Genomic DNA, 13,321 nt, shown 5'->3' with positions numbered 1-13,321 from the left:
AAACCTGCCCGCAGGAGGGACGGTCGGGCAGACCCCCTCGGTCGAACGGCCAGTGTCGGCCCCGTCGGTTCGCCCCCGGCGAGGCTCCGTCCCTAGCGTCGTCGTGGGGTCCGAACCGCGGACACCAGACCAGGAGCTCTGATGAACCGCGACGGCCGCACCCGGCTGCGCTCGACGGCCACCGTCGTGGGCACGCTGTTCGTCGTCGTGCTCGAGATGGCCTTCCTCACCGGGGTCTGGCACCTCGGGGACGGCGTCCATCGCCAGCGCGAGGCCGCGGCCGCGTTCTCCGCCGTCGCCACGTCCGTCGCGAGCGGTTCGGCCACTCCCGACGCCCTGACCCGCACGGTCGACGGGCTCGCGCGGGCCGGCGTGGACCTCACCCCCGGCTCGGTCGGCGCGACGGCCGTCGACGCCGCCCGGGCGCTCGAGGCCGCTCCCGGCGACGCGGGCGCGCTCGCGACGCTGCGCGTCGCGGACGCCGCCCTCGCGGAAGAGCTCGCCGAGGCGAGCAGCGCCCGCGCCTGGCTGGCCTTCGCCATCCACGCCGGCCTCCTCGTCGGGGTCTCCATCGGCTGGTTCGCCTGGTTCCGCCGGATCGTCGACCGGCACCGGCGGCTGGAGCGCGAGCTGACGGCCCAGCGGGTCGTCGACCAGCGCGAGCGGCGCCTGCTGGCCCTGGTCCAGAACAGCGCCGACCTCATCGTCGTCATCGAGGCCGACGCGACGATCTCGTTCGTCAGCCCGTCCGCCCCGGCGGTCATCGGTCGCACGCCCGACGAGCTCGTCGGGCAGCACGTCAAGGACCTCGTCGGCGACGAGGCGCCGACCCTGCTCGCGCTCCTCACCGACGGACGTCAGGGGGACCAGGCGGTCCGGCTGCGGCTCACCCGCGCGGACGGGCGGACCATCGTCGGCGAGGGCACGCTGACCAACCTGCTCGGCGAGTCGACCGTCGAGGCGTGGCTGCTCACGCTGCGTGACGTCACCGAGCAGCACGAGCTCGCCGAGCAGCTCTCGCACCAGGCCTTCCACGACGCCCTGACCGGGCTCGCCAACCGCGCGCTGTTCGCCGACCGGCTCGAGCACGCCATCTCCCGCCGCGAGGGCACCCTCGCCGTGATGTTCCTCGACCTCGACGACTTCAAGCAGGTCAACGACACCCGCGGCCACTCCGTCGGCGACCGGCTCCTCGTCGTCGTCACCGACCGCCTCCGCTCCGTGCTGCGCTCCCGCGACACCGCGGCCCGGCTCGGTGGCGACGAGTTCGCCGTCCTCATGGAGGAGACCGACCGCGCTGCCGCCGAGCAGATGGGGCAGCGCATCCTCGAGGTGCTCGCGCAGCCGGTCTCCATCGACGGGGTGTCCTGGTCGGTCAAGGCCAGCCTCGGCATCGCCCTCGCCGACACCCGCAGCTCGACCGCGGAGGACGTCCTGCGCGAGGCCGACGTCGCGATGTACTGGGCCAAGGAGCAGGGCAAGGGCACGCTGCGCGTCTTCGACGCCGCCCAGCACGCGGTGACGCTCGACCGGCTGACCCTCCAGAACGAGCTCGTCGAGGCCATCGAGACCGGCGGCCTGCTCCTGCACTTCCAGCCCACCGTCAACCTCCGGACGCGCGAGGTGACCGGCTTCGAGGCGCTCGTGCGCTGGCAGCACCCGTCGCGGGGCTTCCTGCCGCCGAACGAGTTCATCCCCGCCGCCGAGGAGTCCGGCGCGATCGTCGCCCTCGGGTCGTGGGTGCTCGCCGAGGCCTGCCGCGCCGCGGTCGAGCTCCAGGCCCCGGGGACCCGCGTGACGATGGCCGTCAACGTCTCCGCCCAGCAGCTGTCCAAGCCCGACTTCACCGCCGAGGTCGCCGGCGTCCTGGCCCGCACCGGGCTCGACCCCACCCTGCTCGTCCTCGAGATCACCGAGTCGGTGCTCCTCGACGACATCGTGTCCGCGGCCGGCTCCCTCCACGGGCTGCGCGACCTCGGGGTGTCCATCGCGATCGACGACTTCGGCACCGGCTACAGCTCGCTGTCCTACCTCTCCCAGCTGCCCGTCGACATCCTCAAGGTCGACAAGAGCTTCATCGACGACATCGTCGACGACCGCCACGCGGCGACCGTCACCCTGGCCATCCTCGAGATGAGCCGCTCGCTCAAGATGACGACCGTCGCCGAGGGCGTCGAGACCTCCGAGCAGGCGGCCTGGCTCGAGGAGCAGGACTGCGGGCGCGGACAGGGCTACCTCTGGTCGCGGCCCGTGCCCTTCGCCGAGGCCCGGGCGCTCGTCCCGGGCGGCGCACCCCGCGTCGACGAGGTGCGGGTCGGGTGACCCCCCGGTCGGCGCGGCAGGGGGACGCCGCCGACGAGGTCCACGGGGCGCGGGGGAGCGGTCCGCGCGCCGTCGCGGGCCCGCGGAACCGCCCGGTGCAGCCGGTGCCCACCGCGCCGATGCCCACGCCGCTGCGCGCGGCGCTGCTCGGGCTGCTCGCGCTGTGCGGGGCCTACCTCGTCGTGCCGGACGGGACGGCGCGCGACGTCGGCAACAGCGTCGTCGGGGTCCTCGCCATGGTGCTCGCCCTCGCCGGCGCCCGGCGCCTCACCGCCCGCCGCCGGGGCTGGCTCGTCGTCCTGGCCGGGTACTCGCTCTGGGTCGCGGGCGACGCGCTGTTCACGGTCGAGCAGAGCTACCTCCACCTCACGAGCTACCCGCTGACGAGCGACGTCCTCTACCTCTCCGGCTACGTCGTCCTCACCGTCGGCCTGCTGCGGCTGGTCCGCGGCCGGCAGCGCGGGATGGACCCGACCCCGATCCTCGAGGCGCTCATCGTCGCCGCCGGCTTCGGCACGGTCGTCGGGACCTTCCTCGTGGCGCCGATCGCCGTGGACTCCACGACCTCGGTGCTCGGCCGGCTCGTCGCCACGGCCTACCCCGTCGGCGACGTCGTCCTCGTCGGGGTGCTGGTCCGGCTGTGGACCTCGGTCGGCTCGCGCAACCCGGCCTTCCGCTTCCTCATGCTGAGCATGGCCGCCACGACCGCCGCCGACCTCGTGTGGAACGCCTTCGCCCTCGTCGACCCCCTGGCGACCACGCCGCGCTGGCTCGACGTGCTGTGGCTGCTCGGCTACGTCGCGGCCGCGGCCGCGGCGTGCTCGCCGTCCGGGGCGGCGCTCGTCGGCGGCGAGACCCGCTCCGCGCCCGCGGCGTCGGTCGGGCGTCGGCTCGCGGCCCTCGGTGGCGCGGCGGCGCTGCCCGGCATCACGCTCCTCGTGGTCGGCACGCTGGGTCTCGACATCCCGTGGGGCGTCGTGGGGGCGGGCTGCATCGTCCTCTCGCTGCTCGTCGTCGTCCGCATCGCCGTCCTCGTCCGCGTCGTCGAGGAGCAGGCGGTGCAGCTCTCCGCCCTCGCCCGCAGCGACGGCCTCACCGGGGCGCCGAACCGTCGGTCGTGGGACCACGAGCTCGGGCGCGCGGTCCACCGGGCCGAGGAGGACGGGGGGCCGCTGACCGTGGCGCTCGTCGACCTCGACCACTTCAAGCGCTACAACGACCGGCTGGGGCACCAGGCCGGCGACCGGCTCCTGCGTGAGGCCGTCGCGGCGTGGGGGGCCCTCCTCGAGCCGGGTGAGCTGCTCGCGCGCTACGGCGGTGAGGAGTTCGGCCTCCTCCTGCCCGGCGTCGACCCCGACGAGGCGGTCCGTCGGCTCGAGGCGATGCAGGCCGTGACCCCCGACGGCCAGCGGTTCTCGGCCGGGGTCGCCGTCTGGGAGCCCGGTGCGCAGCCCGGCGCGGTCGTCGAGCGGGCCGACCGGGCGCTCTACGACGCCAAGCACGCCGGCCGCGGGTGCGTGCGCGTGGCGGGAGCCGGGCTCGAGGGCACGACCCCGCCGGTCCGCATCGCGCTGCAGCCGGTCGTCGACCTGCACGCCGGCGACCCCATCGGCCACGAGGCGCTCAGCCGCTTCGCCGAGGGCGACCCGGAGTCCGTCTTCGCCGAGGCCCACCGCGTCGGGGACGGGTCGCTGCTCGAGGCGGCGGCCATCGCCGCGGCGCTGCGTCGTCGGCCCCCGCAGGGCTACCTGTCGGTCAACGTCAGCGTCGGCGCGCTCATCAGCGAGGCCGTCGCCGCCGTGCTGCCCGCCGACCTCACCGGCCTCGTCATCGAGATCACCGAGCAGACCGACGTCGAGGAGTGGGACCGGGTGCGCGAGGTCGTCGCCGACTGCCGCGCGCGCGGGGCCCTCATCGCCGTCGACGACTGGGGCAAGGGCTACTCGACGGTCGAGCGCTTCATGCGGCTGCGGCCGGAGGTCGTCAAGCTCGACCGCGGGCTGCTCGACGACCTCGACGACCCGGACCGCCAGCACGACCTGCGCACGCTCGTCGGCTGGGCCGAGAGCATGGGGTCGACCGTCTGCGCCGAGGGCGTCGAGACCGCCCGGCAGTGGGACACGCTGCGCTCGCTCGGGGTGCGCTTCGGGCAGGGCTACCTCTTCGGTCGGCCCGCGCCCGAGCCGGCCGTCGACGGCGGCGGCAGCGCCCCCCGCCCCACCGGCGCCTGACCCCGACCGGTCGCGCCCGGCCCCCGACACCGGCCGGGCACCCGGCCCCCGACGCTGGCACGGCACCCGGCCCCCCACCCCTCGGGCTCGAACGTGACGACTGGTTGCCCATCCGCCACCTCGCAGGGCCTCCTGGAGGGGTCGGGAGGTGGCAGACGGGCAATGAGTCGCGCCCGTGTCCCCGACTTCTTGCGAGTTCCGCCGGTCGACACGCGCTGGGACGGCGGGTCGAGCGGCGGAACTCGCAAGAAGTGCGGAGAGGGAGCGCGGCCCCGTGATCCCCGGCGTGGACGGGGACGCGTCTCCGGGGGAGGGGGAGGGGAGGCGTCAGGCGGAGGCGGAGAGCGTCGCCGGCGGCTGGGCGGCCGGCTCGACGGGGCGCCAGGTGCGGGTCTTGTTGCCGCCGGTGCGCTTCGCGGAGTACATCGCCGAGTCGGCGAGCACCTCGACGTCGATGCCGGCGGCGTGGGCCTGCCCGAACGTGGCGACGCCGATGCTCGCGGTGACGGCGCACCCGAGCTCGACGCGCGTGGCGTGGCCGTGCTTCTCGACGACGTCGACGAGGGACCACGCGACGGCCTCTGCGGCGGCGAGGTCGGCCTCCGGGAGGAGCACCTCGAACTCGTCACCACCCCGGCGCCCGACGGTCCCCTGGCCGCCGACGGCCCGGCGCAGCACGCGCGCGACGTCCGCGAGCAGGACGTCGCCGGCGGCGTGGCCGCGGGTGTCGTTGACCTGCTTGAAGTGGTCGAGGTCGATGAGGAGCAGCGCGCCGCGCTCCCGCGCGCGGGGGGTCTGGCGGTGGCAGGCGATGAGGGTGTCGAGCTGGCGACGGTTGGGCAGCCCGGTGAGCTCGTCGTGCGCGGCGTCGTGCGCGTGCCGCTGCTCGATGAGCCGGCGCTCGGAGACGTCGACGAGGTTGACGAGGACGACGAGGTCGCCGTCCGGTCCGGGCACGGCGCGGGCGCTGCACGAGAGCACGATCGACTGCTGGGCGTGGTCCCGGGCGATCCACTCGGCCTGGACCAGCTCGCCGTCGGCCTCGACGGCCCGCGCGAGGATGGTGGCGAGGCCGGGCTCGGTGCCCTCGTCGAGGCTGTCGCCGCGGATCCCGACGAGGTCGGCGGGGTCGCGTCGCAGGATCTCGCCGACCGCCTGGTTGGCCTGCAGCACCAGGCCCTCCGGACGCACGACGAGCAGCCCGCTCGGTGCGTAGGCGATGAGGCGGTCGGACCACTGGTGCTCCTGGCGCACGCTCCCGACGAGGGAGCGCAGCTCGGCCCGGTAGGTACCGAGGACGAGGGCCAGGAAGGCGACGAGCATCATGTAGCCCTGCAGGACGAGCGACTGCGTGTGGGCGTCGCGGATCCCGGCGAAGGGGCCGCCGGCACCCGTCATCAGCCGGACGAGGGGGAGCACGGCGACGACCGCCCCGTCGAGGGCGGTGAGCGGGAGGGGGAGCCGGACACCGGCCCACACGAGCAGGCCGAGCGGGATGAAGGCCAGCGGCAGGGACTGGCCCGGCCCGAAGACCCACCACGTGACGGCGCCGGTCGTCACGAGGATGGCCGCGGCCTCCACGCTCTGGCGCGCGCCGGGCCTCGTGAGGTGCCGGCGGGTGCCGAGGGTCGCGCCGACGACGACGACCACCGACGCGAGGTTGCGCAGGTACATGGCGACGCCGACCGCGAGGGAGGCCTCGCGTCCCTCGACGAGGAGGGCGGCCAGCCCGCAGGCGGACGTCGCGAGGATGGCCACGCTCGTCGAGAGCACGAGGCGGTTGAGCTCGGAGAGGCGGCGGACGCTGCCGCGCCGCTCGTGCCGCGGCGCCACGGTGCGGTAGAGGAGGACGGTGAAGAGGCCGAGCAGCAGGTTGCCCAGGCCCAGCAGGGCGCCGGGCAGGAGGTCGAAGCCGGTGAGGACGTTGCCGACGGTGGCCGCGACCCCGGTGAGGGCGACGGCGCCGGCGAGCTCGCGCCGCGAGACCGTGCGCAGCGCCCACAGGACGCCCACGCCGGCCGCCGGCCAGAAGAGGGCGAGCTGCGTCTCGGGCTGCGCCGTCGCGCGTCCCACGGCGATCGCCACGCAGTACAGCGCGAGGAAGCCGACCGTCCGACGCAGCACAGGACCTCCTCGACGTGGGCCCGCGCGGTCGGCGAGCCGTGGCGGATGACCCATCGGCACCGACCGGTCGAACTTGACAAGGGTGTCGACCCGTCGTCGAAGCCTGGCCGAACGGCCGGGGTCCGCCGGGGTGGTGAGGGCCGGACGACGCAGGGCGTCCGGTCCCTCGGAGGTCAGGCCGCGAGGGGCTCGTCCGGCCACGGCTCGCGGGAGGGGAACGGCAGGATCTCGGCCCAGCCGAGGACGGGGGCGGACGGGTGCTGGCTCGGCGTCATGTCTCCACGATGCCCCGCGCGGTGGGGTGCCGTCCGGCGGGAACCTCAGGCCTCGCTCACGGTTCCGTCAAGGAAGCCGAGGAAGCCGGGTGGTGCGCGCGTGACTCCGGCGGGAGCCGACGTCGTCGGTGCCCCCGGCAGGGGCCCGGCCTCGCTGCGGGCCTCCGGCAGGCCGCCGTCGCGGGTGCCCCCGGCAGGAGCCGGCGTCAAGTGCCCCCGGCAGGAGCCGCCGTCGCCGTCCGCTCGTTCCTCGCGGTCGGCTCCGGCTCCCGTCATCCGCCCGGACGGCACTCGGGCCGGTTGCGCTCCGCGCGACCGGCCCTGAGTGCCCCCGGCAGGATTCGAACCTGCGACACCTTCTTTAGGAGAGAAGTGCTCTTCCCCTGAGCTACGAGGGCGGGAAGACCGCGCACAGCCTACGGGGCGCGACCCGTGCTCGGCGCGCGCGGTCGGTGGCGACCCGGCGCGTGCGCCGCCCGGCGCGGCGGCATACTGCGGCTCGTGACCGACGCCCTGCAAACCCCGGACCGCGCGACCCTGCAGCGCCGGACCGTCACGACGCTCGTCGGGTCGCAGGTGCTCGGCGGCGTCGGGCTGTCGGCCGGGATCGCCGTGGGCGCCCTGCTCGCGGAGCAGGTGAGCGGCTCGGCACGCTTCGCCGGCCTCGGCGGGACCTTCCAGGTCCTCGGCTCCGCCCTCGTCGCCATCCCGATGGCCCGGGTCATGGCCGCCCGCGGCCGCCGGCCCGGCCTCGCCCTCGGGTACGCGCTGGCGGCGGCCGGCGCGGTCGGGCTCATCACCGCGGGGATCATCGGCAGCTTCCCGCTCCTGCTCGTCTCCAGCCTGGCGTTCGGCGGGGCGACGACCGCGAACAGCCAGAGCCGCTACGCCGCCGCCGACCTCGCGCCGCCCGACCGCCGGGCCCGCGACCTGAGCATCGTCGTCTGGGCCACCACTCTCGGCAGCGTCCTCGGCCCGAACCTCGTCGGCCCGAGCGCCCCCGTGGCCGACGCCCTCGGCCTGCCCCGGCTCACCGGCCCGTTCGTCTTCTCGCTCGTCGGGCTGCTGCTGGCCATCGTCGTCGTGCTCGTGCGCCTGCGCCCGGACCCGCTCCTGCTCTCGCGCCGCCTCGCGCTCGACGAGGGAGGCGAGCCCGCGGAGCCGACCCACGGCTCGGTGACCCGCGGGCTGCGCGTCGCCTTCGCGCACCCCGTCGCGCGCCTCGGGCTGCTGACCCTCGCCCTCGGGCACGGCGTCATGGTCTCGGTCATGGTGATGACGCCGCTGCACATGTCCCACGGGCACGCCGAGCTGACCGTGATCGGGCTCGTCATCAGCATCCACATCATCGGGATGTACGCCTTCTCTCCGCTCACCGGCCTCGCCGTGGACCGCGTCGGCGGCCGCGTCGTCGCGCTCGTCGGGTCGGGCATCCTCGGCGCCGCGACGCTGCTCGCGTCGGTGTCGCCCATGGGGGAGTCCTCGACGCTCGTCGCCGGGCTCTTCCTCCTCGGCCTCGGCTGGTCCTGCACCCTCGTCGCGGGATCCACCCTGCTCACCTCGGCCGTGCCCGCCGCCGAGCGGCCGGGGGTCCAGGGGGCCTCCGACCTGCTCATGGGGCTCGCCGCGGGCGGCGGGGGCGCCGTCGCCGGGGTCATCGTCGACCGCGTCGGCTTCCAGGCGCTGGCGCTGACCTCTCTCGGCTTCGCGATGGTCATCGGCCTCGTGGCGATCGCGACCCGCGCCCCCGCCGACCCGCTCGACGGCGACGGCCGGCCGGTCCCCGCCTGACGTCGGATCCCCTCGCCGTGGCCCGACGTCGGCGACCGCGCGGCGGCGGACGGACCCGTCCGGGAACCAGTGCTCGTCCGGCCGCTGTCGTGTGCTTCCTCCTCTGAAGCAACCATGACGAGCGGTCGGTTGCGTCACCGTCCGAGGCGCTCATGACGAGCGGTCGGTTGCGTCCGGTGGTGACGCAGGCAGCCGCTCGTCCCGGATGCTCCGAGAGGCGACGCAAGGGAACCGCTCATCCCGGGTGCTCCGAGGCGTGACGCAGGGGAGCCGCTCGTCCCGGATGCTCCGAGATGCGGAGCGACCGGCAGCGGGGCGAGGACCTCTCGGGACCCCAGCCGTCGGGATCGGTTCGAGGTGAACGTCGACCCTCTCGTGGTCGGGTTTCACCTCGACCGGCGCGGGGGTGCCGGGGTGGAGGTGAAGGTCGGCCCTCTCGTGGTCGGGTTTCACCTCGACCGGGGTGAGGGTGCCTGCGCCGCGCCTCCCGGGACGCTCGGGGGCGCGTTGTTAGCCTGCTGGGGTGACTGCGAGCGGACCGGTGCGCGACACACGGCCCGACCGACGGGTCGGCGCCGCCGACGCCGCCCACGACGACGAACCGCGGGGAGGGCACCTGAGCATCGCCCCGGACCCCGCCACGCTCCGGGCCCAGCGCGTCGCCGACGCCCGGGCCCGGTGGACCCGCCAGCTCGTCGAGCTCGGCGGCCCCAACACTCTGCTCTGGTACCGCGACCTCCCGGTCGGCACCCTCGACCTCTCCTCGGCGCACCTCGGCGCCCGGAGCGGCCTCCTCGCCGGTGGCGCGACGCGGCTGTCGGACCTGGTCCGCGAGCCGCACGCCCTCGACGACGCCCGCACCCGGCTCGGGCGCATCCACGACACCGCGACCGAGATCGAGCGCGAGCACGCCGTGCGCACCTGCTTCCTCGGGGTCGGGATGGCGTCGTGGACCGTCGTGCTCGACGACGGACGGGTCGTCCCGCGCCAGCCCGGCGCGCCGGTCTTCCTGCGCGCGCTCGCCACCCGGCCCGCCGACCCGCGCCGTCACGACTGGGTGCTCGAGCCCGGTGACGAGCTCGAGGTCAACCCCGCGCTCGTCAACTACCTCGCCTCCGAGCACGGCATCACCCTCGACACCGACCGGCTCGAGCAGCTCGCCACCGCCGGCGGGTCGCTCGACCCCTACCCGGCCTACGCCGCGCTCGCCGACGCCTGCCGCGCGGTGCCCGACCTCTCGGTCGACCCGCGGGTGGTCATCAGCACCTTCCCGTACCACAAGGCCCCGCTCGTGGCCGACCTCGCGGCGCACGGCGACGCGCTTGCCGAGCACGACGTCGTGGCGGCCCTCGCCGGCGTGGCCGCCGCGCTCCCCGCCGTCGCGGTGGGGGCCGCCGACGGTGCCCGGGGGCCGGTCGAGGACTTCCTCGTGCTCGACGCGGACGCCACCCAGCGCGAGGCGGTCGAGGCGGTCCGCGGCGGGTCGCACCTGCTGCTCCACGCGCCGTCCGGGACGGGTGCGTCGCAGACCGTCGCCAACCTCGCGGCGGCGCTCGCGGCGGACGGCCAGCGCGTGCTCGTCGTCTCCCCGAAGCGCACGGCCCTCGACGCGGTGCGCGACCGCCTGACCGACGTCGGGCTCGGCGAGCTCGTCCTCGACCTCGTCGGCGGCGGCCACACCCGGCGGGCCGTCGTGCGCTCCCTCGTCGACGGGCTGGACCGGGCCGTCGAGCGGGTCTCGGGGGCGCCCTCGTCCCCCCGCCGCACCGCGCCCGGCCCCGAGGGCAGCGAGTCGCGCCGCGAGCGCGCCGAGGCCGCGGCCCTCCTCGACACCCACCTGCGGGCGCTGCACGGCCACCGCGACCCGTGGGGCGTCACCCTGCACCAGGTGCAGGAGGAGGTGAGCCGCCACGCCCTGCTCGAGGACGCGCCCCGCTCGCGGGTGCGGCTCGCGGGCGCCGTCCTCGCCCGCCTCGACCGCGAGACGCTCGCCGAGGCCGGCGACATCCTCACCCGGGTCGCGACCCTCGCGGCCTGGGACGGCGACGGCGCCGACGACCCCTGGTTCGGCGCCGACCTGCGCACCGCCGAGGTGGCCGAGGAGGCCCGTGAGCGCGTCGAGCGGCTCGCCACCGGGCTGGTCCAGGACACCCGCCGGACGCTGGCCGACGTCTTCCGGGGTGTGCACCTGCCGGCCTCGCCGACGGTGCTGGACTGGGACCGCGTGCTCGCGACCGTCGGCCAGGTCCGCGACACCCTCGAGGTCTTCCGCCCCGAGGTGTTCGACATCCCGCTCGACGACCTCGTCGTGGCGACCGCCACGCGCAGCGAGCGCCGCGACTCCGGCACCGACCTCGGCGCCCTCGAGCGCTGGCGGGTGCGGCGGCAGGCCCGCGCGCTCCTGCGTCCCGGCCGGCCGCCCGCCGACCTGCACGCCGCGCTGCGCGAGGCCGAGCACCAGCGGCACGCCTGGCGCGAGCTCGCCGGCTCCGGCGGCCGTCCCGAGATCCCCGTCGAGCTCGACCGCGCCCGCGCCGCCCACGACGCCCTCGTCGAGGACGCCTCGTGGGTCGACGACCGCCTGCCTCACGAGGACGACGAGCTCGACCTCGTCGAGCTCGACCTCCCGGCCCTCGCCGCCCGGATGGACCGCCTGCACGCCGCGGCCGGCCGGCTCGACGCCGCGCCGGACATCCGCCTCGGCCTGGACCTGCTCGGGCAGCTCGGCCTCACCGCGCTCGTCGAGGACCTGCGCGCCCGCGCCGTCCCCGCCGACCGGGTGCGTACCGAGCTCGCATGGGTGTGGTGGTGCTCGATCGCCGACGAGCTCGGGGCCAACGACCCCGCCCTGCGCGACTTCGACGCCACCCGGCTCTCGGCCGCGGTCGCGACCCTCGTCGACTCCGACCGCGTCGCCCTCGAGGGCCAGGTCCCGCGCGTCCTCGACGCCGTCGCGCGCCGGGTCGCCGAGGTGCGTCGGGCCCGTCCGGACGAGGAGACCCGGCTGCGCGCCGAGGTCGCCCGCGCCCGCCGGCCCGCCGCGCTGCCCGACCTGCTGGCGTCGGTCGGTCGGCTCGCCACCGCCGTCCGGCCGGTGTGGCTCGCCAGCCCGCTCGCGGTGCCGTCGGTCCTCCCCCCCGGCGAGTGCGTCGACGTCGTCGTCGTCGACGAGGCCTCGCTCGTCGCGCCCGCCGAGGCCGTGGCAGCACTCGTCCGTGCCCGCCGCGTCGTCCTCGTCGGTGACGCCCAGCAGCTGCCCCCGGTGCCGTTCGTCGTCTCCGCCGGGGTCGACGTGCCCGACGAGGCCGAGCCGGAGTCGGTGCTCGACCTGCTCGAGGACGTCCTGCCGACCCGCCGGCTCACCTGGCAGTACGGCGCGATGGAGGAGCGGCTCGTCTCCTTCGTCGACACCGAGCTCCACGGGGGCTCGCTCGTCACCTTCCCCGGGACGGAGACGGGCGCGGTCCTGCACCACGAGCTCGTCGACGGTCATGGCGTCGTCGCCGAGGGCGAGGCCGCGGTGGAGTCGACGCCGGCCGAGGTCGAGCGGGTCGTCGCGCTGGTCCTCGACCACGCCCGCCGGCGCCGGGACCGCTCGCTCGTCGTCATCGCACTCGGGCCGGGCCACCGCCGGCTCGTCGAGGAGGCGGTCCGCCGGGCGGTCGACGGCCTCGACGACGCCACCGCCGCGTTCTTCGACCCGGGACGCCGCGAGGCCTTCTCGGTCCGGGACGCCGACCACGTCCAGGGCGAGACCTGGGACGACGTCGTCCTCACCGTCGGCTTCGGCAAGACCCCGCACGGCCGGGTCCTGCACCGCTTCGGGCCGGTCGGCACCGACACCGGTCACCGCCGGCTCGGGGTGGCCCTGACCCGGGCACGCCGGAGCCTCACCGTCGTCTCCTCGATCACCGCCGACGACCTCGACCCGGACCGGCTGCGCACCTCCGGCGCCCGGATGCTGCGCGCCGTCCTCGAGCACGTCGAGGCGCACGCCGGCGCCGAGGGCGTCGTGGCGTCCGACGAGGCCACCTCGCTCGTCCTCGCCGACCTGGCCCGCCGGCTGCGCGCCCACGGGCTCGTCGTCCACGAGGGGGTCGGGACCTCCGCCCTGCCCGTCGAGCTCGCCGTCGAGGACCCCACCGCCCCCGGCCGGCTGCTGCTCGCCGTCGAGGGGGACGGGCCCGCCTACGCCGGCGTCCCGTCCGGGCGCGACCGCGACCTCGTGCGCGTCCACGAGCTCGAGCGTCGCGGCTGGCGGCACCTGCGGGTGTGGACGACCGAGGTCTTCCGCGACCCGGCCCGCGTCGTCTCGCGGGTGCTGGACGCCGCGGGGGTCCGGCAGGCCCCGGGTGGCTGAGCGCCCGGGCGCTCCCACCGGCGACGACCCCGGCCCGCGTCGGCGGCGGCCCCGCCGCGCCGCCCGGCCCGCGACCAACCCCCGCACCGACGACGCCCCCGACGTCGCCACGCCCCGGGCCGAGCCGGCCCCCGGGGAGAGCGGTCACGACCGCTGGCTGCGCGAGCAGCGTCCGCCCCACTGGGAGTAGCCGATCCGCCCACCGCGCGCGGACGGGG

6 protein-coding genes and 1 tRNA gene are annotated in these 13,321 nt (G+C 76.2%); 5 read left to right on the top strand and 2 right to left on the bottom strand.

All coding sequences use genetic code 11. From position 1 onward, the window contains the following. Nucleotides 1-141 precede the first annotated feature (141 nt). The gene (locus tag J3473_RS16530) at nt 142-2,322 is read left to right on the top strand and encodes a bifunctional diguanylate cyclase/phosphodiesterase (RefSeq protein WP_207024983.1); all 2,181 of its coding nucleotides are present in this window, start codon (nt 142-144) and stop codon (nt 2,320-2,322) included. After that, a complete protein-coding gene (locus J3473_RS16525) occupies nt 2,319-4,553 on the top strand; it encodes a diguanylate cyclase (RefSeq protein ID WP_207024982.1) in 2,235 nt (744 codons plus the stop codon). The genes J3473_RS16530 and J3473_RS16525 overlap by 4 nt, the downstream gene beginning before the upstream one ends. A gap of 327 nt (nt 4,554-4,880) precedes the next feature. Here J3473_RS16525 and J3473_RS16520 read toward each other — a convergent pair whose 3' ends face one another. Together J3473_RS16520 and J3473_RS16515 are read right to left on the bottom strand one after the other, a co-directional pair. Beyond that, nucleotides 4,881-6,677, bottom strand: a complete 1,797-nt coding sequence (locus J3473_RS16520; protein WP_207024981.1) for a diguanylate cyclase — start codon at nt 6,675-6,677, stop codon at nt 4,881-4,883. Nucleotides 6,678-7,278: 601 nt separating this feature from the next. Further along, a tRNA-Arg gene (locus tag J3473_RS16515) sits at nt 7,279-7,350 on the bottom strand. Between the two features lie 103 nt (nt 7,351-7,453). On the opposite strand from J3473_RS16515, the gene J3473_RS16510 reads away from it, so the two are divergent. The 3 genes from J3473_RS16510 to J3473_RS16500 all read left to right on the top strand — a co-directional run bounded on the left by J3473_RS16510 (nt 7,454) and on the right by J3473_RS16500 (nt 13,293). Then, the gene (locus J3473_RS16510; RefSeq protein ID WP_242525924.1) at nt 7,454-8,743 is read left to right on the top strand and encodes an MFS transporter; all 1,290 of its coding nucleotides are present in this window, start codon (nt 7,454-7,456) and stop codon (nt 8,741-8,743) included. 523 nt (nt 8,744-9,266) lie between these two features. After that, entirely contained in the window at nt 9,267-13,103 is a 3,837-nt protein-coding gene (locus J3473_RS16505; protein ID WP_242525923.1) for an AAA domain-containing protein, read from the top strand. Continuing rightward, entirely contained in the window at nt 13,096-13,293 is a 198-nt protein-coding gene (locus J3473_RS16500; protein ID WP_207024980.1) for a hypothetical protein, read from the top strand. Before J3473_RS16505 ends, J3473_RS16500 begins: the two co-directional genes overlap by 8 nt. Nucleotides 13,294-13,321: the final 28 nt, after the last annotated feature.

Origin of the sequence: Phycicoccus sp. DTK01 (genome assembly GCF_017312765.1) — a bacterium.
In the GTDB taxonomy this organism is placed as follows: Bacteria; Actinomycetota; Actinomycetes; order Actinomycetales; family Dermatophilaceae; genus Phycicoccus; species Phycicoccus jejuensis.
Note: the sequence above shows the minus strand (reverse complement) of the source record. Positions and strands in the feature narration are given on the sequence as shown.